Genomic DNA, 21069 nt, shown 5'->3' with positions numbered 1-21069 from the left:
AGTGGAACTGCTTCGCGGAGCCTTGAGGACCTACGCCTGGGGATCGCGTACCGCCATAGCGGAGTTCACCGGGCGTGCGGTTCCGGCCGCTCATCCTGAGGCCGAGCTCTGGTTCGGCGCGCACCCGGGCGACCCGGCCTGGCTGGAAACCGACGCGGGCGAGGTGTCCTTGCTCGACGCGCTGGTCGCCGACCCGGAAGGGCAGCTCGGCCCCGGGGCGCGCGCCCGGTTCGGTGACGTGTTGCCGTTTCTGGTGAAGGTCCTCGCGGCCGACGAGCCGCTGTCCCTGCAGGCCCACCCGAGCGCGGCGCAGGCGGCCGAGGGTTACCTGCGTGAGGAGCGGCTGGGCATTCCGCTGTCCTCCCCGGTGCGCAACTACCGCGACACCTCGCACAAACCCGAGCTGCTGGTGGCGCTGCAGCCGTTCGAGGCGCTGGCCGGATTCCGGCAGGCCTCCCGCACCGTCGAGCTGCTGCGGGCCCTGGCCGTCTCCGACCTCGACCCCTTCATCGACTTGCTCAGCGACCAGTCCGACGCCGACGGCCTGCGCGCGCTGTTCACCACCTGGATCACCGCACCGCAGCCCGACATCGACGTGCTGGTGCCGGCCGTGTTGGACGGTGCCATCCAGTACATCAGCTCCGGCGCAACGGAATTCGCCGGGGAGGTCAAGACGGTGCTGGAGCTCGGGGAACGCTATCCGGGCGACGCCGGGGTGCTGGCGGCCTTGTTGCTGAACCGCATCACCCTGGCCCCGGGCGAGGCGATCTTCGTGTCGGCCGGCAGCCTGCACACCTACCTGCGGGGCTTCGCCGTCGAGGTCATGGCCAACTCCGACAACGTGTTACGCGGCGGCCTGACCCCCAAGCACGTCGACGTCCCCGAGCTGCTGCGGGTGCTGAACTTCACGCCGACCACCGAGGCCCAGGTGCGGCCCCACATCCGCCGCGAGGGCTTCGGCCTGATCTACGAGACCCCGGCCGACGAGTTCGCGGTCGCGCTGCTCGAACTCGACGGCGACTATCTGGGCCACGAGGTCGACGCCTCGTGCAGCCACGAGGGTCCGCAGATCCTGCTGTGCGCCGAGGGCTGCACGACCGTGCACGGCAAGTCCGGGTCGCTGACCCTGCAGCGGGGGATGGCCGCCTGGGTGGCGGCCGACGACGCCCCGATCCGGCTGGTCGCGCGCGAGCCCACCAAGCTGTTCAGGGCGACTGTAGGGCTGTAACGGCCCGCCGGTCCTTCGCGGCCTGACGGCGCTCGCCCAGCCACAGCCGCAGGTTGTGCGCGATGGTGCGTCCGACGATGCGCGGCGGCGGAACCATGTAGAGGCTGTCGAGCAGCGAGAAGCGGCGCAAAAACCATTCCGCCAGAACCGGATCGGTTTCCGCGGCCCCCAGGAACTGGTCGAACAGCGCACCGGAGGGCCGCCACCACCAGGGGATGGGCCCCTTGGTGCCGGCGTGGTGGAAAGTGACGTCGCCGATGGCGTTCATCGTCCACACCGGAAACGTGCTCTTGGCCGTCGCTCGGTTCAATGCGACGGCCACCTCGTCGTCCGGCAACTGCAGGGCGCGGCGTAGGTGACCGGCCTGCAGCGAGGTCATTGTCATGCCCTGCCCGAAGGTGGGGTTGAAGCTGGCGACGGCGTCGCCGAAAGGGATGATGCCCGCCGGCAAGCGGTCCAGCTTGTCGTAGCGGCGCCACTTGCTGGCCGGGAAGGCGTGGAACGCGGGCTCCCCGATGGGGTCGGCCTGCTTCAGCGCCGCGTTGACATGCGCCGGGACCAGCTCTTCGGCCAGTTCCAGCATCTCGGGAAAGGTCTGCGGCGGCTTGACGTTGGCCACCCCGAAGGTGGTCAGCACCCAGGTCCCGTCCTCGTAACACAGCATGCCCAGCCCCAGCGACTTGTCGTGTGAGGCGCCGGCGACCACCACCTTCTCGGCGATCAGGCCTTCGGGGATGCGGAACTGCTGGGTGGCGTAGTAGATGCCGATGTCGAGCAGGTCTTCCCTGGGGCGCTCGTACCCCCACTGCTCCAGCCACACCGGCAGCCGGGTGCCCCGCCCGGCCGCGTCGACGACTAGGTCGGCCCCGACGAATTCCGGTTCGCCGCCGTCGGCGGGATCCAGCACCACCCCGGTCACCCGCTGGCGCGCCGGATCGAACCGCGGTTCGGTCACGGAGCGGCGCGCCATTGTGACGTTGTCCGTGTTCTGGACTCGTTTGCGCAACTGCCACTCCAGGTGCGGGCGGCTGGGCACGTAGGCGGTGAATTCGTCGCGCAGGGTGTGCGCCGTCCCGAGCACGTGGCCCGCGGCGCCGAGGTGGATGCAGTCGGGCCTGTTCTCCAGAATCGGCACGCCGGCGGCCACCATGTCTTCCAGCAGCCCGGGGAACAGGCTCTCGAACTCCATTGCGCCGCGGGCCATCAGCATGTGTAGGTGCCGGTCCTGGGGGACCGTCGCCCGGTTCGTCGGTGTGCTCGGCAAGTCGTCGCGTTCGTAGACGGTGACGCGCGAATACGTATCCGAGAGCACCCGTGCGGCGCACAGGCCGGCGATGCTGCCCCCGATGACCACCGCATGGTCCCTGGTGTTTGCTTTGGTGTCCGGCATCTCGGCAGAGTACCCAGTACTGTCACGGACCAATGGGTCCCAGTGAATGGGAAAGGGCGGCGGATGGCCAACCGATGGCGCATGAAGTCGGTAGAACAATCGATCGCCGACACCGACGAGCCAGACACCCGGCTACGCAAGGAACTGACCTGGTTCGACCTGGTCGTTTTCGGGGTCGCCGTGGTGATCGGCGCCGGGATCTTCACGGTGACCGCGTCGACGACCGGCGACATCACCGGCCCCGCGATCTGGATTTCGTTCATCATCGCCGCGGTCACCTGCGCGCTGGCGGCCCTGTGCTACGCCGAGTTCGCCTCGACGCTGCCCGTCGCGGGCAGCGCCTACACCTTCTCGTATGCCACGTTCGGGGAGTTCCTGGCCTGGATCATCGGCTGGAATTTGCTGCTGGAGCTGTCGATCGGCGCGGCGGTGGTGGCGAAGGGCTGGTCGAGCTACCTGGGCAATGTGTTCGGATTCGCCGGCGGCACAAGCAGCCTCGGGTCTTTCGATCTGGACTGGGGCGCGCTGCTCATCGTCGCGGGGGTGGCCACCCTGATCGCCCTGGGGACCAAGCTGTCGTCGAGGTTCTCCGCGATCATCACCGGCATCAAGGTCTCGGTGGTGCTGTTGGTCGTGGTGGTCGGCGCCTTCTACATCAAGTCCTCCAACTTTTCGCCGTTCATTCCCAAGCCCGAAGCCGGGCACGAGGCCTCGGGCGTCAACCAGTCGGTGCTGTCGCTGCTCACCGGGGCGCACAGCAGCCACTACGGCTGGTACGGCGTGCTGGCGGGCGCATCGATTGTGTTCTTCGCGTTCATCGGGTTCGACATCGTCGCGACCATGGCCGAGGAGACCAAGCGGCCCCAGCGCGACGTTCCGCGGGGGATCCTCGCGTCGCTGGCGATCGTGACCGTGCTCTACGTGGCCGTCTCGGTGGTGCTGTCCGGGATGGTCTCCTACACCCAGCTCAAGACCGTCCCCGGCCACAAGCCGGCGAATCTGGCCACGGCGTTCACGGCGAACGGAATCCACTGGGCCAGCAAGATCATCGCGATCGGGGCGCTGGCCGGACTGACCACCGTGGTGATGGTGTTGATGCTCGGCCAGTGCCGGGTGCTGTTCGCGATGGCGCGCGACGGGCTGTTGCCGCGTCAGCTGGCGAAGACCGGCTCGCGCGGCACCCCGGTGCGGATCACCGTGCTCGTCGCGCTGGTGGTGGCCGTCACGGCGTCGGTGTTCCCGATCGCCAAGCTCGAGGAGATGGTCAACGTCGGAACGTTGTTCGCGTTCATCCTGGTCTCGGCCGGCGTCATGGTGCTGCGCCGCACCCGCCCCGACTTGGAGCGCGGCTTCCGGGCCCCCTGGGTTCCGGCCCTGCCGATCGCCTCGATCTGCGCGTGCGTGTGGCTGATGGTCAACCTCACCGCGCTGACCTGGGTGCGGTTCGGCGTCTGGCTGGTGGTGGGAACCGCGATCTACGCCGGCTACGGATACCGGCATTCGGTGCAGGGCCGCCGCGAGTCGGAGGGCGTCGAAGCGCCGGCGGGTGCCGAGCCCGGCGCCGTGCCCTAAACGGTCAGCTTTACAAAATGACGTCTTGTGTCTAGACACGAGACGCATATGGCGATATTGTCAATCTCCCACGTGGTGTGACTCACAAGGAGGTTTGGCATATGACCACATTCGAACCGCAGGTGACGCCCGAAGCGGCCGACCCGCCCGTCTGGCGCGACAAGAAGCGGCGCCTCTGGCTGATGGGGCTGATCGCGCCGACTGCGTTGTTCGTGGTGCTGCCGCTGGTCTGGGGGATGAACCGACTCGGCTGGCAGACCGGCTCCCAGGCGCTGCTGTGGATCGGTCCGATCCTGGTGTACGTCCTGCTGCCGATCCTGGACCTGCGTTTCGGGCCCGACGGGCAGAATCCGCCCGACGAGGTGATGGAGCAGCTGGAGAACGACAAGTACTACCGCTACTGCACCTATATCTTCATCCCGTTCCAGTACCTCAGCGTGGTCTTCGGCGCCTACCTGTTCACCGCTTCGAACCTGAGCTGGCTGGGCTACGACGGCGCGCTGGGCTGGGCGGGCAAGCTGGGCGTGGCGCTGTCGGTCGGCGTCCTCGGCGGCGTGGGCATCAACACCGCCCACGAGATGGGCCATAAGAAGGATGCGCTGGAGCGGTGGCTGTCCAAGATCACCCTGGCGCAGACCTGCTACGGCCACTTCTACATCGAGCACAACCGCGGCCACCACGTGCGGGTGTCCACGCCGGAAGACCCGGCGTCGGCCCGCTTCGGAGAGACCTTCTGGGAGTTCTTGCCGCGCAGCGTCTTCGGCAGCCTGCGCTCGTCGCTGCGGCTGGAGGCCCAGCGCCTGCGCCGGCAAGACAAGAACCCGTGGAACCCGGTGACGTATCTGTCCAACGACGTGCTCAACGCCTGGCTGCTGTCGATCGTGTTGTGGGGAGTGCTGATCGCGGTCTTCGGCCCGGCGCTCATCCCGTTCGTGATCATCCAGGCCGTCTTCGGCTTCAGCCTGCTCGAGGCCGTCAACTATCTCGAGCACTACGGGCTGCTGCGGCAGAAGAACGCCAACGGTCGCTACGAGCGTTGCGCGCCGGTGCACAGCTGGAACTCCGACCACGTCGTCACCAACCTGTTCCTGTACCACCTGCAACGGCACAGCGATCACCACGCCAACCCCACGCGCCGCTACCAGACGCTGCGCAGCATGGAGGGGGCGCCCAACCTGCCGAGCGGGTACGCGTCGATGATCTCGCTGACCTACATCCCGCCGCTGTGGCGCAAGGTGATGGACCACCGGGTGCTGGAGCACTACGACGGCGACATCAGCAAGGTCAACATCCACCCGCGGATGCGCGAGCGGGTGCTGGCGCGCTACGGGGTGCGCGCATGATCGCCTACCGCTGCCCGGGTTGCGACTACATCTACGACGAAGCGAAAGGCGCCCCGCGGGAAGGCTTTCCGGCGGGCACGCCCTTCAGCGACATCCCCGACGACTGGTGCTGCCCCGATTGCGCGGTGCGCGAGAAGGCCGACTTCCAGGAGATAGGAGTGAATCAGTGACCGACTACAAGCTCTTCATCTGCGTGCAGTGCGGGTTCGAGTACGACGAGGCCAAGGGCTGGCCGGAAGACGGCATCGCGCCCGGAACCCGCTGGGACGACATCCCGGAGGACTGGAGCTGCCCGGATTGCGGCGCCGCGAAATCCGACTTCGAGATGGTGGAGATCGCCCGTTCGTGATCGCCACGAACACGGTTGAAGAAGCGGAAACGGTCGCGAAAGCAGCTATTGTCGCGCCTGTGAAGCGGATGCCGTACCCCGAGGCGTCGCGCGTCCTGCTGCGCGACTCGGTGCTGGACGCCATGCGCGAGTTGCTGGGGACCCGCGACTGGTCCGCCATCACGCTGTCGGACGTGGCCCGCGCCGCGGGCATCAGCCGGCAGACCATCTACAACGAGTTCGGGTCGCGGCAGGGCCTGGCGCAGGGTTACGCCCTGCGCCTGGCCGATCGCCTCGTCGACGCGGTCGGGGCCGCGATCGAGGCCAACGTCGGCAACATCTATGAAGCGTTCCTGCAGGGCTTTCGCGCCTTCTTCGCGGAGTCGGCGGCCGACCCGCTGGTGATCTCCCTGCTGACCGGTGTCGCCAAGCCGGACCTGCTGCAGATCATCACCACCGACAGCGGACCCATCATCACGCGGGCGTCGGAACGGCTGAGTGCGGCATTCACCCAAAGCTGGGTGGCCACCAGTGACGAGGACGCCGGCGTGCTCGCGCGCGCCATCGTGCGGCTGGCGATGAGCTACGTGTCGATGCCGCCCGAGGCCGACCACGACGTCGCGGCGGACCTGGCCCGGCTGATGACGCCGTTCGCGGAACGTCACGGCGTCGTCAACGTGCCCTGACGCCTGCTGCCCCCGCGGCCGCCGACTACAGTGGCGCAAGAGCGCATACCTAAGCTAAGTAATCCTCTTGGACCCTAAGCCGCAGAAGGAATGAGATTTATGACGACGACCGAAAGTTCGCTGACCGCCGACGTCCGCAACGGCATCGATTTCAAGGTCGCCGACCTGTCGTTGGCGGACTATGGTCGCCGGGACATCGAGCTCTCCGAGCAGGAGATGCCGGGTCTGATGTCGCTGCGCCGCGAGTACGCCGAAGTGCAACCGCTCAAGGGGGCGCGGGTCTCGGGCTCGCTGCACATGACCGTGCAGACCGCGGTCCTCATCGAGACCCTCGTCTCGCTGGGCGCGCAGGTCCGGTGGGCGTCGTGCAACATCTTCTCCACCCAGGACCACGCCGCCGCCGCGGTGGTCGTCGGCCCGCACGGCACACCCGAGGAGCCCAAGGGCGTCCCGGTGTTCGCCTGGAAGGGCGAGACGCTGGAGGAGTACTGGTGGGCGGCCGAGCAGATGCTCACCTGGCCGGACGAGCCGGCCAACATGATCCTCGACGACGGCGGCGACGCCACCATGCTGGTGCTGCGCGGCGCGCAGTACGAGAAGGCCGGCGTGGTGCCCCCGGCGGAGGACGACGACCCCACCGAGTGGAAGGTCTTCCTGGAGCTGCTGCGCAAGCGCTTCGAGACCGACAAGGACAAGTGGACCAAGATCTCCGAGTCGGTCAAGGGTGTCACCGAGGAGACCACCACCGGCGTGCTGCGCCTGTACCAGTTCGCCGCGGCCGGTGACCTGGCGTTCCCGGCGATCAACGTCAACGACTCGGTGACCAAGTCCAAGTTCGACAACAAGTACGGCTGCCGGCACTCCCTGATCGACGGGATCAACCGCGGCACCGACGTGCTCATCGGCGGCAAGAAGGTGCTGGTCTGCGGCTACGGCGACGTGGGCAAGGGCTGCGCCGAGTCGGTCAAGGGCCAGGGGGCGCGCGTCGTCGTCACCGAGATCGACCCGATCAACGCCCTGCAGGCCCTGATGGAGGGCTACGACGTCGAGACGGTCGAGGACGCGATCGGCCAGGCGGACATCGTCATCACCGCCACCGGTAACAAGGACATCATCACCCTCGAGCACATGAAGGCGATGAAAGACTATGCGGTGCTGGGCAACATCGGGCACTTCGACAACGAGATCCAGGTCGCCCAACTGGAGCGCTCGGGCGCGACCAAGACGAACATCCGGCCGCAGGTCGACGTGTGGACGTTCAAGGACAGCGGCAAGTCGATCATCCTGCTGTCCGAGGGGCGGCTGCTGAACCTGGGTAACGCCACCGGCCACCCGTCGTTTGTGATGAGCAACAGCTTCTCCAACCAGGTGATCGCCCAGATCGAGCTGTGGACCAAGAACGACGAATACGACAACGAGGTCTACCGGCTGCCCAAGCACCTCGACGAGAAGGTGGCCCGCATCCACGTCGAGGCGCTCGGCGGCAAGCTGACCAAGCTCACCAAGGAGCAGGCCGAGTACATCGGCGTCGACGTTGACGGCCCCTACAAGGCCGACCACTACCGCTACTGAGCCGGGTCGCTCTGCCGAACGTGAAACTAGTTTCACGTTCGGCACCGAGTGTGAAAGTAACTTCACGCTCGTCGGCCCGATAGGCTCGGCGCCGTGCTGATCGCGATCGAAGGGGTCGACGGCGCGGGCAAGCGGACGCTGTCCGACGGACTTCGCAGAGCCTTCGAGGCGGCTGGGAAGTCGGTGGCGATCGTGGCGTTCCCGCGCTACGGGAAATCGGTCACCGCCGACGTCGCGGCCGAGGCCCTGCACGGCCAGCACGGTGATCTCGCGTCATCGGTATATGCGATGGCGTTGCTGTTCGCCCTCGACCGGGCGGGCGCCGTGGAGGACATCGAGGCCCTGCGCCGCGACCACGACGTGGTCATCATGGATCGCTACGTCGCATCCAACGCGGCCTACAGCGCCGCGCGCCTGCACGAGGACGCGGGCGGGGCGGCGGCCGCCTGGGTGCTCGAGCTGGAGTACCGGCGGCTCGGGCTGCCCGCCCCCGACTGGCAGGTGCTGCTGGCGGTGCCGGCCGAGCTGGCCGGGCAGCGCGCCCGCAGCCGGGCGGAGTCCGACCCTGGCCGGGCGCGCGACAGCTACGAACGCGACCACGAACTGCAGCTGCGCACGGGCGCGGTCTACGCCGAGCTGGCCGCCGCGGGCTGGGGCGGACCCTGGCTGGTCGCCGACGCGCAGGTCGATCCGGACCGGCTGGCCGCGACCCTCATCGGCGCCAAAGAGGTCCCCGCAACCGCCCGGGAGGGCACGCCGGGGGCGTCGAGCACCGGAATTTGACCGAATTTGCATCCATTTTTGCGGCTCGGCGCAAGAAACACCCGTGTGGCGCGCCGGGTTTGTCCTGATCTGGTGACACCATGGACTCCATGAGGCAAAGGATCTTAGTCGTCGATGACGACGCTTCGCTCGCCGAGATGCTCACCATCGTGTTGCGTGGGGAGGGTTTCGACACCGCGGTCATCGGTGACGGCACCCAGGCCCTGACTGCGGTGCGCGAACTGCGCCCCGATCTGGTGTTGTTGGACCTGATGCTGCCGGGCATGAACGGCATCGACGTCTGTCGCGTGCTGCGCTCCGATTCGGGCGTGCCGATCGTGATGCTCACCGCCAAGACCGACACCGTCGACGTGGTCCTCGGCCTCGAGTCGGGCGCCGACGACTACATCATGAAGCCGTTCAAGCCCAAGGAGCTGGTGGCCCGGGTGCGCGCGCGGCTGCGGCGCAATGACGACGAGCCGGCCGAGATGCTGTCCATCGCCGACGTCGAGATCGACGTGCCGGCGCACAAGGTGACCCGCAACGGCGAGCAGATTTCCCTCACGCCGCTGGAATTCGACCTGCTGGTCGCGTTGGCGCGCAAACCGCGGCAGGTGTTTACTCGTGATGTGCTGCTCGAACAGGTGTGGGGCTACCGTCACCCAGCGGACACCCGCTTGGTGAACGTGCATGTCCAGCGTCTGCGGGCCAAGGTTGAGAAAGACCCTGAGAACCCGACCGTGGTATTGACCGTTCGAGGAGTGGGTTACAAGGCCGGACCTCCGTGATCCGCATCGGAGACGATGCAGAACGGAGCGATGCTGAGGAGCGCCGTCATTGATCTGGGGCTCCCGGCGACGCACTCGGAGCCGTTGGGGGCGCTCCGGCCCCATGACTCGCGGCGTGGGTGCGGTGAGTCGAGCCGTTGCCGTTGCGTGGCGCCGGTCGTTGCAGCTGCGTGTCGTGGCGCTGACGCTCGGGTTGTCCCTGGCGGTGATCCTGGCGCTCGGCTTCGTGTTGACCAGCCAGGTCACCAACCGGGTTCTCGACGTCAAAGTCAAGGCCGGCATCGAACAGATCGAGCGCGCGCGCACCACCGTCGGCGGGATCGTTAGCGGCGAGGAGACGCGCTCGCTGGACAGCAGCCTGCAGCTGGCCCGCAACACGTTGACTTCCAAGACCGACCCCGCGTCGGGCGCCGGGTTGGCCGGAGCGTTCGACGCGGTGCTGATCGTGCCGGGCGACGGGCCGCGCGCGGCGACCACGGCCGGGCCCGTCGACCAGGTGCCGAATTCCCTGCGCGGCTTCGTCAAGGCCGGGCAGGCGTCGTACCAGTACGCCACCGTGCACACCGACGGCTTTTCCGGTCCGGCGCTGGTCATGGGCACGCCCGCGTCGTCCCAGGTTGCCAACTTGGAGCTGTACCTGATCTTCCCGTTGAAGAACGAGCAGGCCACCATCACGCTGGTGCGCGGCACCATGATCACCGGCGGCGCCGTCCTGCTGGTGCTGCTCGCCGGGATCGCGCTGCTGGTCTCGCGCCAGGTGGTGGTGCCGGTGCGGTCGGCGTCGCGGATCGCCGAACGCTTCGCCGAGGGGCACCTGTCCGAACGGATGCCGGTGCGCGGCGAAGACGACATGGCCCGGCTGGCGGTGTCGTTCAACGACATGGCCGAGAGCCTGTCGCGCCAGATCACCCAACTCGAGGAGTTCGGCAACCTGCAGCGCCGGTTCACCTCCGACGTCAGCCACGAACTGCGCACCCCGCTGACCACCGTGCGGATGGCCGCCGACCTCATCTATGACCACAGCGCCGACCTCGACCCCACGCTGGCGCGGTCCACCGAGCTGATGGTGAACGAGCTGGACCGGTTCGAGTCGCTGCTCAACGACCTGCTGGAAATCTCCCGGCACGACGCGGGTGTGGCCGAGTTGTCCGTCGAGGCAGTGGATCTGCGCATCACCGTGCAAAGCGCGCTGAGCAACGTGGGCCACCTGGCCGAAGAGGCCGGCATCGAGCTGCTCGTCGACCTGCCCGACCAGGAGGTGATCGCCGAGGTCGACACCCGGCGGGTGGAGCGGATCCTGCGCAACCTGATCGCCAACGCCATCGACCACGCCGAACACAAGCCCGTGCAGATCCGGATGGGCGCCGACGAGGACACCGTCGCCGTCACCGTCCGCGACTACGGGGTGGGGCTGCGGCCCGGCGAGGAGAAGCTGGTGTTCAGCCGGTTCTGGCGCGCCGACCCGTCGCGGGTGCGCCGGTCCGGCGGCACCGGCCTTGGCCTCGCGATCAGCGTGGAGGATGCGCGCCTGCACCAGGGCCGGCTGGAGGCCTGGGGCGAGCCGGGCGAGGGCTCGTGCTTCCGGCTCACACTTCCGCTGGTTCGCGGCCACAAGGTCACCACCAGCCCGCTGCCCATGAAGCCCATTCCGCCGACCGCCGGCGCGAATCCGGCGGGCCCGCCAACCGCGAAAGACCGCTCGCGCCAACGTGAACACGCCGAGAGGAGCGGGTGATGCGGCGCCTGCTCGGGTTGTTGCTGGTGGCGCTGCTGCTGGGCGGCTGCGCGGGGGTGCCCAGCTCGTCGGCGCCTCAAGCCATCGGCACCGTCGAACGGCCGGCCCCGTCGAATCTGCCCAAGCCGACGCCGGGCATGGACCCCGATGTGTTGCTGCGCGAATTCCTCAAGGCCACAGCCGATCCCGCGAACCGGCATCTGGCGGCCCGGCAATTCCTCACCCAGTCGGCGTCCAACGCGTGGGACGACGCCGGTAGCGCGCTGCTGATCGACCACGTGGTGTTCGTGGAAACCCGTGCCGCCGAACGTGTTTCGGCGACCATGCGGGCGGACATCCTGGGATCGCTGTCGGACATGGGGGTGTTCGAAACCGCCGAGGGGGTACTGCCCGACCCGGGCCCGATCGAGTTGGTCAAGACCTCGGGCGGGTGGCGGATCGACCGCCTGCCCAACGGGGTCTTCCTGGACTGGCAGCAGTTTCAGTCCACCTACAAGCGCAACACCCTGTACTTCGCCGACCCCACCGGCAAGACCGTGGTCCCCGATCCGCGCTACGTCGCGGTCGCCGACCACGATCAGTTGGCCACCGAGCTGGTGTCCAAGATGATCGCGGGGCCGCGGCCGGAGATGGCTCACACGGTCCGCAACCTGCTCGCCCCACCGCTCCGGCTGCGCGGACCGGTGACCCGCGCCGACGGCGGCAAGAACGGGATCGGGCGCGGCTACGGCGGCGCGCGCATCGATCTGGAGAAGCTGTCCACCACCGATCCGCACAGCCGGCAACTGCTTGCCGCGCAGATCATTTGGACGCTCGCCAGGGCCGATATCCGGGGTCCCTACGTCATCAACGCCGACGGTGCGCCGCTGGACGACCGGTTCGCCGAGGGGTGGACGACCTCCGACGTCGCCGCCACCGACCCGGGCGTGGCGGACGGCGCGGGCGCCGGGCTGCATGCCCTGGTGAACGGCTCGCTGGTCGGCCTGGACGGACAGCGCATCAGCAACGTGCCGGGGGCCTTCGGGCGGATGGGGGATCAGACCGGGGCCGCACTGTCGCGCAGCGGGCGGCAGGTGGCGTCCGTCGTCACGCTGCACCGCGGCGCCCCGGACGAGGCGGCGTCGCTGTGGATCGGTGACCTCGGCGGCGAAGCGGTCCAGTCCGCCGACGGGCACAGCCTGTCGCGGCCGAGTTGGTCGTTGGACGACGCGGTCTGGGTGGTGGTGGACGGCAACAACGTGCTGCGCGCGATCCAGGAGCCGGCGTCGGGGCAACCCGCCCGCATCCCGGTCGATTCCGTCGCGGTGTCCACCCGGTTCCCGGGGCCGATCACCGACCTGCAGCTGTCCCGCGACAGCACGCGCGCCGCGATGGTGATCGGCGGCCAGGTGATCCTGGCCAGCGTCGAGCAGACGCAGGCCGGCCAGTACGCGCTGACCTACCCGCGGCGGCTCGGCTTCGGGCTGGGCAACTCGGTGGTGTCGCTGTCCTGGCGAACCGGCGACGACATCGTGGTGACCCGGACCGACGCCAGCCATCCGGTGTCGTACGTCAACCTCGACGGGGTGAACTCGGACGCGCCCGCCCGGGGTCTGCAGATGCCGGTGATCACGGTCGCGGCCAACCCGTCCACGGTCTACGTCGGCGCACCCCAAGGGGTGCTGCAGTATTCGGCCTCGGCGGCCGAAAGCCAGCAGGGCTGGTCGGAGGTGCCGGGTTTGACGTTGTTCGGCGCGGCGCCGGTGCTGCCGGGCTGAGACGGCCAAGGCCTTGTCGGTCCCGCCCGCGACACTGGCCCCATGCTCGACCTCATCCTGCCGCTGCAGTGCGGCGGCTGCGGGGCGCCGTCGGCCCGATGGTGTGACGCGTGCGCGCGGGAGCTGTCGGTGGCCGCCGACCAACCGCACGTGGTGAACCCCCGGATCGACCCGCAGGTGCCGGTGTTCGCCCTCGGGCGCTACGCCGGCGCGCGCCGGCAAGCGATCCTGGCCCTCAAGGAGCAGGGCCGCGTCGATCTCGTCGGGCCGTTGGCGGTCGCGCTGGCCACCGGCGTGCACCGGCTGCTGTCGTGGGGAATCGTCGAGACCCCGCTGACCGTCGTGCCGGCGCTGACGCGTCGTTCGGCGGCGCGCCGGCGCGGCGGCGACCCGGTCACCCGGCTGGCGCGCACCGCGGTGGGCCGCCACCCGGGCATCGCCGTCACCCCGGCATTGCGGATGCGGGCCCTGGTTCGCGACTCGGTGGGCCTGGGCATCACCGCCCGCGAGCGCAATGTCACGGGGCGGGTGGTGCTGCGCGGAACACCGCCGCGAACCGAGGTTTTGATCGTCGACGACATCGTCACCACCGGGGCGACGGCCCGCGAGTCGGTGCGAGTGCTGGACGCCGCGGGCGTCCGGGCGACCGCCGTGTTGGCGGTCGCTGTCGCGTGAGGCTGTGCGGTCGCCAAGCGGATGTGAAGAACTCGCAACAGCTCAGCGAAATTAGTGGCATGGCGAGGCGAACAAGAGCTAACGTCGAGAACAACGTTAACCAACTCACTGGTCTGCCTCACTGGTCGCGACATTCCCAAAGTTGAGACCCCCACTCGCGGGAAGGGGTGAGTATTCGACACCTTGCATCGGCGAGCACTCTGCGGCGGTGACTTCTCCTAAGGACCGCTCTCCCACCTCGTCGGCGCGTCGTTAGCAAGCCGGGCACGCAGGGCGCGTGCGACGTGAAAGAGAAACGAGTTGTCACGTATGTCAAGGCTATCCGTGGATTCCGGTCAGATTCTCGACCAACCGCCGACGCAAACCGACGGCCAACCTCAACCGACGACCACTGCCGAAGTCGTTTTCAAGGGCCGCAATGTAGAAATTCCCGACCACTACCGGCTGTACGTCTCCCAGAAACTTGCCCGCCTCGAGCGGTTCGATCGCTCCATCTATCTCTTCGATGTCGAGCTCAAACACGCGCCGAACCGGCGCCAGCGCAAATCGTGTCAACGCGTGGAGATCACCGCCCGCGGCCGCGGGCCGGTCAGCCGGGCGGAGGCCTGCGCCGACAGCTTCTATGCGGCGTTCGAGTCCGCGGTGGACAAACTGGAGAACCGGCTGCGTCGCGTCAAGGACCGCCGCAAGGTCCACTACGGCGACAAGACGCCGGTGTCGCTGGCCGCCGCCACGGCGGTCGTCCCGCCGCCGCGGCAGGAACGCATGCCGGAGCCAGCCGTCGACCATGACGGCGCCGACGCCGGCCACGAGCCAGGGCGGATCGTGCGGACAAAGGAGCACCCGGCCACGCCGATGACGGTCGACGACGCGCTCTACGAGATGGAGCTCGTCGGGCACGACTTCTTCTTGTTCCACGACAAGCAGACCGAACGGCCGTGCGTGGTCTACCGCCGGCACGCCTACGACTACGGGCTGATCAGGCTTTCCTGACGGGGCCTTCGGGCGGCGGCCCGCAGCGCCCGGCGGTGCCGCGCTTGCGATCGCCGCTACGACGGCCTTTGGGGGGTTGTCACCTACCATGGGAGTCGCTTAAGAGAAGAGACTCCTACCAACAGGGGACATAGCTGTGCTGTCGAAGTTGCTGCGCCTTGGCGAAGGTCGCATGCTCAAGCGTCTCAAGCGGGTGTCTGACTACGTCAACACCTTGTCCGACGAGGTCGAAAAGCTGACCGACGCGGAGCTGCGGGCCAAGACCGACGAGTTCAAGAAGCGGCACGCCGACGGTGAAAGCCTCGACGACCTGCTGCCCGAGGCGTTCGCGGTGGCCCGCGAGGCGGCCTGGCGGGTGCTCGACCAGCGCCCGTTCGACGTCCAGGTGATGGGCGCCGCGGCGCTGCACTTCGGCAACGTCGCCGAGATGAAGACCGGTGAGGGCAAGACCCTGACCTCGGTGTTGCCGGCCTACCTCAACGGGATCGGCGGCAAGGGCGTGCACGTCGTCACGGTCAACGACTACCTGGCCAAACGCGACAGCGAGTGGATGGGCCGTGTGCACCGCTTCCTCGGCCTGGACGTCGGCGTGATTCTCGCCCAGATGACGCCGGACGAGCGCCGCGTGGCCTACGCCGCCGACATCACCTACGGCACCAACAACGAGTTCGGCTTCGACTACCTGCGCGACAACATGGCGCACTCGCTCGACGACCTGGTGCAGCGCGGGCACAACTTCGCCATCGTCGACGAGGTCGACTCCATCCTGATCGACGAGGCCCGCACCCCGCTGATCATCTCCGGGCCCGCCGACGGGGCCTCCAACTGGTATCTCGAGTTCGCCCGGCTGGCGCCGCTGATGGAAAAGGACGTCCACTACGAGGTGGACCTGCGCAAACGCACCGTCGGCGTGCACGAGCTGGGCGTCGAGTTCGTCGAGGACCAGCTCGGCATCGACAACCTTTACGAGGCCGCCAACTCACCGCTGGTCAGTTACCTCAACAATGCGCTGAAGGCCAAGGAGCTGTTCAACCGCGACAAGGACTACATCGTCCGCGACGGCGAGGTGCTCATCGTCGACGAGTTCACCGGCCGCGTGCTCTATGGCCGCCGCTACAACGAGGGCATGCACCAGGCGATCGAGGCCAAGGAGCACGTCGAGATCAAGGCCGAGAACCAGACGCTGGCCACCATCACGCTGCAGAACTACTTCCGGCTCTACGACAAGCTCGCCGGCATGACCGGTACCGCCCAGACCGAGGCGGCCGAGCTGCACGAGATCTACAAGCTGGGCGTGGTGCCCATCCCGACAAACAAGCCGATGGTCCGCACCGACTGCTCCGACCTCATCTACAAGACCGAGGAAGCCAAGTACATCGCGGTGGTCGACGACGTCGCCGAGCGTTACGAGAAGGGCCAGCCCGTCCTGATCGGTACCACCAGCGTCGAGCGCTCGGAATACCTGTCGCGGCAGTTCCAGAAGCGCCGCGTCCCGCACAACGTGCTCAACGCCAAATACCACGAGCAGGAGGCGACCATCATCGCCGTGGCGGGCCGCCGCGGCGGGGTCACGGTGGCCACCAACATGGCCGGCCGAGGCACCGACATCGTGCTGGGCGGCAACGTCGACTTCCTCACCGACCTGCGGCTGCGCGAGCGTGGCCTCGATCCGGTCGAGACGCCCGACGAGTACGAGGCGGCCTGGCACGAGGAGCTGCCGCTGGTCAAGGAGGAGGCCGGCAAGGAGGCCGCCGAGGTGGTCGAGGCTGGCGGTCTGTACGTGCTGGGCACCGAGCGTCACGAGTCGCGACGCATCGACAACCAGCTGCGCGGCCGCTCCGGCCGGCAGGGTGACCCGGGTGAGTCGCGCTTCTACCTGTCGCTGGGCGACGAGCTCATGCGCCGGTTCAACGGAGCCGCGCTGGAGGCGATGCTGAACCGGCTGAACCTGCCCGACGACGTGCCGATCGAGGCCAAGATGGTCACCCGGGCGATCAAGAGCGCGCAGACGCAGGTCGAGCAGCAGAACTTCGAGGTCAGAAAGAACGTCCTCAAGTACGACGAGGTGATGAACCAGCAGCGGAAGGTCATCTACGCCGAGCGTCGCCGCATCCTGGAAGGCGAGAACGTCAAGGATCAGGCGCTGGGCATGGTCCGCGACGTGGTCACCGCGTACGTCAACGGCGCGACGGCCGAGGGCTACGCCGAGGATTGGGACCTGGAGGCGTTGTGGACGGCGCTCAAGACGCTGTACCCGGTCGGCATCGAGCACGAGACGTTGATGCGCCTGGACGGTGACTCCGAGCGCGACGACCTCACCCGCGAGGAGTTGCTCGACGAGCTGCTCAAAGACGCCGAACGTGCTTATGCCACAAGGGAAGCCGAGCTCGAAGAGCTCGCGGGCGAGGGCGCGATGCGGCAGCTGGAGCGCAACGTGCTGCTCAACGTCATCGACCGCAAGTGGCGCGAGCACCTCTACGAGATGGACTACCTCAAGGAGGGCATCGGGCTGCGCGCGATGGCGCAGCGCGACCCGCTGGTGGAGTACCAGCGCGAGGGCTACGACATGTTCATGGCAATGCTCGACGGCATGAAAGAGGAGTCGGTCGGCTTCCTGTTCAACGTCACCGTCGAGGCGGTGCCGTCCCCGCAGGTCGCGCCGGTGGAAACGCCCGAGGGGCTCAAGGATCTCGCAACCGCCGCAGACCAGGGCGAGGCCGCCCCGCCCGCGCGGGAAGAGCCCCCAACTCAGTTGCGCGCCAAGGGCATTGACAACGAGGCGCCGGCCATGACCTACTCCGGCCCGTCGGAGGACGGCTCGGCGCAGGTGCAGCGCAACGGTGGCGACGGGAAGGCCCCGGCCGGGGTTCCCGGCGGGGCGAGCCGGCGCGAGCGGCGGGAAGCCGCCCGCCGGCAGGGCCGCGGCGCCAAGCCGCCCAAATCGGTGAAACGGCGCTAGCCCCCACCTTTTCGCGAGTGTGCGGCTGGCTTCACGTTCGGCGCCGAGTGTGCGGCTGGCTTCACGCTCGGCGGGTGCCGGAAAATTTGAGGCCCCAGCACGTACGCGCTGCGCAACGGACTAGTCAAAAATGCCTAGGGCCCGGCTCGCCGAAGATGAGGCAAACGACCTATATCCGAACGTGCCTGGCCGGCGGACACTTAACCCCATGAAGCGATACTTGACGCTTGGTTACGGCGCCGCGGCGTACCTGCTCTTCCTCGCGGCCTTTCTGTATCTCATTGGTTTCGTGGGCAACCTCGTGGTGCCCCGAAGCGTCGACCATGGGCTCGCGGCGCCCGTCGCCGCGGCGATACCGATCAACGTGGCGTTGGTCGTCTTGTTCGGCGTCCAGCACAGCGTGATGGCCCGGCCCGCGTTCAAGCGATGGTGGGCGCGGTTTGTGCCTTCGTCGATCGAGCGCAGCACCTACGTGCTGCTGTCGAGTGTGGTGCTGGCCCTGCTGTACTGGCAGTGGCGAACGATGCCAACGGTCATCTGGGATGTGCGGATGCCGGCGGCCCGCGCGGTGCTGTGGGCGCTGTTCTGGCTCGGCTGGGCGATTGCGCTGCTGGCGACGTTCCTGATCAACCATTTCGATTTGTTCGGGCTCCGGCAGGTATATCTGGCGTCGCGCCAAAAGCCTTACACCAGCGTGGAATTCCGCGTACGACTGCTCTACCGCGTGGTGCGTCACCCCCTGATGCTCGGGATGCTCATCGCGTTCTGGGCGGCGCCGGCCATGACGGCGGGGCACCTGCTGTTCTCGATCGGCATGACGACCTACATCCTGATCGCCACGCAGCTCGAAGAGCGTGACCTGGTCGCGTCTCTCGGCCACCCGTACCGCGAGTACCGCCGCGAGGTGTCGATGCTGCTGCCGATTCCGCGCCGCCAGGCCACGAGCATTGCCCGGCAGGGCTGAATCTTTGTAATTCGTTAGCAGCTCGGCGATCGGGTGCGGCGCCTGCGGCCGACCTGTCAGGATTGACGGATGGATGTCAAGGAGGTGCTGCTGCCGGGCGTCGGCCTTCGCTACGAATTCACTGATCACAAAGGCGACCGCATCGGCATCATTGCGCGGCGGAGCGGCGATTTCGAGGTCGTCGTCTATGCCCGGGAGGACCCGGACGAGGCCCGGCCGCTCCTGCACCTCAGTGACGAAGAGGCCGAGGCGGTGGCCCAGATCCTGGGGGCACCGCGCATCGCGGAGCGGTTCACCGAGCTGGCCCGCGAAATACCCGGACTCGAGACGGGGCAGGTCCACATCCTGGCCGATAGCCCCTTTGTGGGCCATCCCTTGGGCGACACCCACGCCCGCACCCGCACCGGCGCCTCCATCGTCGCGATCGTGCGTAACGAGGAAGTGCTCGCCTCGCCGGGTCCGGCCGAAATGCTCTATGCCCGAGATGTTTTGATCGTCATCGGCACCCAGGACGGCATCGCCGGCGTCGAACAGATCATCGACAAGGGCTGAGCCGGTGCAGGTTTCGTGGGCGCTGCTGTTACAACTCGGCGCCCTCCTGGCCACGCTGGCCGTAGTGGGCGCCATCGCACGCCGATTCGCCTTGTCTCCGATCCCGGTGTACCTGCTGGCGGGCCTGTCGCTGGGTAAGGGCGGGATTCTGCCGCTGGATGCCGGCGGCCAGTTCATCACCACGAGCGCGCCCATCGGCGTCGTGCTGCTCCTGCTCACCCTGGGCCTGGAATTCTCCGCGGCCGAGTTCGCCGCCAGCCTGCGCCACCACCTGCCGTCGGCGGGGGTCGACATCGTCCTCAACGCGGCGCCCGGCGCGATCGCCGGCTGGCTGCTGGGATTGGACGGCGTGGCAATCCTGTGCCTGGCCGGCGTCACCTACATCTCCTCCTCGGGTGTCATCGCGCGGCTGCTGGAGGACTTGCACCGGCTCGGTAACCGGGAGACGCCGGCGGTGCTCTCCGTGCTGGTCCTCGAGGACTTCGCGATGGCGGCCTACCTGCCGCTGTTCGCCGTCCTGGCATCCGAGGGCGGCTGGTTGCACGCCGTCGTCGGCATGGTGGTGGCGGTGGCCGCGCTGTTGGCGGCGTTCGCCGCGTCCTACCGCTGGGGCCACCATGTCGGCCGGCTGGTCGAGCACCCCGACTCCGAACAGCTGCTGCTGCGGGTGCTGGGCATCACGTTGATCGTGGCGGCGCTGGCCGAATCCCTGCATGCGTCGGCCGCGGTCGGCGCGTTCCTGGTGGGGCTGACGCTGACCGGGGAAACGGCGGACCGAGCGCGCCGGGTGCTGGGGCCGCTGCGGGATCTGTTCGCCGCCATCTTCTTCCTTGCTATCGGCTTCTCGGTCGATCCGCACGCGCTGATCCCGATGCTTCCCGCGGCGCTGATCCTCGCCGCGGTGACCGCGGCGACCAAGGTGGCCACCGGGATCTTCGCCGCCCGGCGCGACGGAGTCGCGCGGCGCGGGCAACTGCGCGCGGGCACCGCGCTGGTCGCCAGGGGAGAGTTCTCGCTGATCATCATCGGCTTGGCGGGCACGTCGATCCCCGCGGTCGCCGCGCTGGCGACGGCGTACGTGTTCATCATGGCGATCGTCGGGCCGGTGCTGACCCGCTACACGGGCGGCCCGCTGGTACCGACTGCCGGGGCCCCGCACTGACCTCGCGATCAACCGATGTGCAAGGCCACCACCAGCCAGCGCGCGCCGGCGCCGGCGGACACCCGCTCGATGCGGCAGGCGATGGCGTGGATCCGGTTGCCGCGGCTATACGAGCCGGAAACCTCGGCCGCGGCCTCGGGGTCCCGACCGGCCGGCTGCAGGCGCAGCCGCCGAAGCACCGCCGCGCCCTGCTGACCGGCGACCGCCTGGCCCATCGAGACGACGGAATCCACCAGGCTTGGCGTCAGCAACGGGCGCAGCTGGGCGGCGGGGCGGCGGCGGTCGATGACCTCCAGCACCCGGCGCAGCGCCGCGTCGGCGAATATCGCGGCCTGCCGCGTCGGCCCCGATGTCGCGGTGCGCGGCTCTTCGGCCGGCTGCCTGCCGGGCGGGCAGGGGCGATGCGGTGGGTGGGCGCTGCGCCTGCGCAACGGTGCGCGCGACGACGACAGGCAGGAAGCGACGCTTCGTGGTACGTCTTGTGCCGGGGGCTCGTAGTCGACGACGGGTAGGACGGCGAACGCGCCGGGTGGACCCGCGACAGGACTGATGTTCAACGCGCACTCTCCAACTCTTCGGTCGAACCGGGAGCCCGCTGGAGAG

The 21069-nt window shown here is 68.2% G+C and carries 19 protein-coding genes; 17 read left to right on the top strand and 2 right to left on the bottom strand.

Annotated elements, in window-relative coordinates; translation table 11 throughout:
• Position 1: 1 nt before the first annotated feature.
• Entirely contained in the window at positions 2-1228 is a 1227-nt protein-coding gene (gene manA / locus A5773_RS17390; RefSeq protein WP_066956273.1) for a mannose-6-phosphate isomerase, class I, read from the top strand.
• Here the strand turns inward: manA and A5773_RS17385 are convergent.
• Complete coding sequence (locus tag A5773_RS17385; RefSeq protein WP_197505444.1) at positions 1206-2582, bottom strand: NAD(P)/FAD-dependent oxidoreductase; 1377 nt, start codon at positions 2580-2582, stop codon at positions 1206-1208. The two genes, manA and A5773_RS17385, sit on opposite strands and share 23 nt — an antisense overlap.
• A 99-nt stretch (positions 2583-2681) precedes the next feature.
• Here A5773_RS17385 and A5773_RS17380 point away from each other — a divergent pair, with 99 nt between their 5' ends.
• From A5773_RS17380 to A5773_RS17305, 16 genes are all read left to right on the top strand, one after another.
• The gene (locus A5773_RS17380) at positions 2682-4190 is read left to right on the top strand and encodes an APC family permease (protein WP_066956267.1); all 1509 of its coding nucleotides are present in this window, start codon (positions 2682-2684) and stop codon (positions 4188-4190) included.
• Between the two features lie 101 nt (positions 4191-4291).
• Positions 4292-5533: an alkane 1-monooxygenase gene (locus A5773_RS17375; RefSeq protein ID WP_066956264.1), complete on the top strand. Its 1242-nt coding sequence runs from the start codon at positions 4292-4294 to the stop codon at positions 5531-5533.
• Complete coding sequence (locus A5773_RS17370) at positions 5530-5703, top strand: rubredoxin (RefSeq protein WP_066956261.1); 174 nt, start codon at positions 5530-5532, stop codon at positions 5701-5703. Before A5773_RS17375 ends, A5773_RS17370 begins: the two co-directional genes overlap by 4 nt.
• The gene (locus tag A5773_RS17365; RefSeq protein ID WP_066956259.1) at positions 5700-5882 is read left to right on the top strand and encodes a rubredoxin; all 183 of its coding nucleotides are present in this window, start codon (positions 5700-5702) and stop codon (positions 5880-5882) included. The genes A5773_RS17370 and A5773_RS17365 overlap by 4 nt, the downstream gene beginning before the upstream one ends.
• Before the next feature lie 68 nt (positions 5883-5950).
• A complete protein-coding gene (locus A5773_RS17360) occupies positions 5951-6547 on the top strand; it encodes a TetR family transcriptional regulator (protein ID WP_067791819.1) in 597 nt (198 codons plus the stop codon).
• Positions 6548-6646: 99 nt separating this feature from the next.
• Complete coding sequence (gene ahcY, locus A5773_RS17355; protein WP_066956256.1) at positions 6647-8119, top strand: adenosylhomocysteinase; 1473 nt, start codon at positions 6647-6649, stop codon at positions 8117-8119.
• 93 nt (positions 8120-8212) lie between these two features.
• On the top strand, positions 8213-8902 hold the full coding sequence (locus tag A5773_RS17350; protein ID WP_066956253.1) for a dTMP kinase: 690 nt from the start codon (positions 8213-8215) through the stop codon (positions 8900-8902).
• 80 nt (positions 8903-8982) lie between these two features.
• Positions 8983-9669 carry a two-component system response regulator MtrA gene (mtrA, locus tag A5773_RS17345; RefSeq protein WP_046187325.1) on the top strand — a complete coding sequence of 229 codons (687 nt, stop codon included), beginning with the start codon at positions 8983-8985 and terminating at the stop codon, positions 9667-9669.
• 49 nt (positions 9670-9718) lie between these two features.
• On the top strand, positions 9719-11404 hold the full coding sequence (gene mtrB, locus A5773_RS17340; RefSeq protein WP_082948281.1) for an MtrAB system histidine kinase MtrB: 1686 nt from the start codon (positions 9719-9721) through the stop codon (positions 11402-11404).
• On the top strand, positions 11404-13161 hold the full coding sequence (lpqB, locus tag A5773_RS17335) for an MtrAB system accessory lipoprotein LpqB (RefSeq protein WP_197505439.1): 1758 nt from the start codon (positions 11404-11406) through the stop codon (positions 13159-13161). Before mtrB ends, lpqB begins: the two co-directional genes overlap by 1 nt.
• Positions 13162-13203: 42 nt before the next feature.
• Positions 13204-13836 (top strand): ComF family protein, encoded by a 633-nt coding sequence (locus A5773_RS17330; protein ID WP_067791756.1) that lies wholly within the window; start codon positions 13204-13206, stop codon positions 13834-13836.
• A 324-nt stretch (positions 13837-14160) separates the two neighbouring features.
• Positions 14161-14829, top strand: a complete 669-nt coding sequence (hpf, locus tag A5773_RS17325) for a ribosome hibernation-promoting factor, HPF/YfiA family (protein ID WP_066956243.1) — start codon at positions 14161-14163, stop codon at positions 14827-14829.
• Positions 14830-14965: 136 nt separating this feature from the next.
• The gene (secA, locus tag A5773_RS17320) at positions 14966-17788 is read left to right on the top strand and encodes a preprotein translocase subunit SecA (protein WP_067791754.1); all 2823 of its coding nucleotides are present in this window, start codon (positions 14966-14968) and stop codon (positions 17786-17788) included.
• Positions 17789-17996: 208 nt separating this feature from the next.
• On the top strand, positions 17997-18752 hold the full coding sequence (gene mddA, locus A5773_RS17315) for a methanethiol S-methyltransferase (RefSeq protein WP_066956237.1): 756 nt from the start codon (positions 17997-17999) through the stop codon (positions 18750-18752).
• A gap of 69 nt (positions 18753-18821) precedes the next feature.
• Positions 18822-19304, top strand: a complete 483-nt coding sequence (locus A5773_RS17310; RefSeq protein ID WP_066956234.1) for a cation:proton antiporter regulatory subunit — start codon at positions 18822-18824, stop codon at positions 19302-19304.
• 4 nt (positions 19305-19308) lie between these two features.
• Positions 19309-20466, top strand: a complete 1158-nt coding sequence (locus A5773_RS17305; RefSeq protein WP_067791752.1) for a cation:proton antiporter — start codon at positions 19309-19311, stop codon at positions 20464-20466.
• Positions 20467-20474: 8 nt separating this feature from the next.
• Here the strand turns inward: A5773_RS17305 and A5773_RS17300 are convergent, their stop codons facing one another.
• Positions 20475-21023: an Rv3235 family protein gene (locus A5773_RS17300; RefSeq protein WP_067791750.1), complete on the bottom strand. Its 549-nt coding sequence runs from the start codon at positions 21021-21023 to the stop codon at positions 20475-20477.
• Positions 21024-21069 lie beyond the last annotated feature (46 nt).

Source organism: Mycobacterium sp. 852014-52450_SCH5900713, assembly GCF_001667075.1.
Classification (GTDB): Bacteria; Actinomycetota; Actinomycetes; order Mycobacteriales; family Mycobacteriaceae; genus Mycobacterium.
The sequence above is the reverse complement of the archived record's forward strand: the minus strand, read 5'-3'. Positions and strand labels throughout refer to the sequence as shown.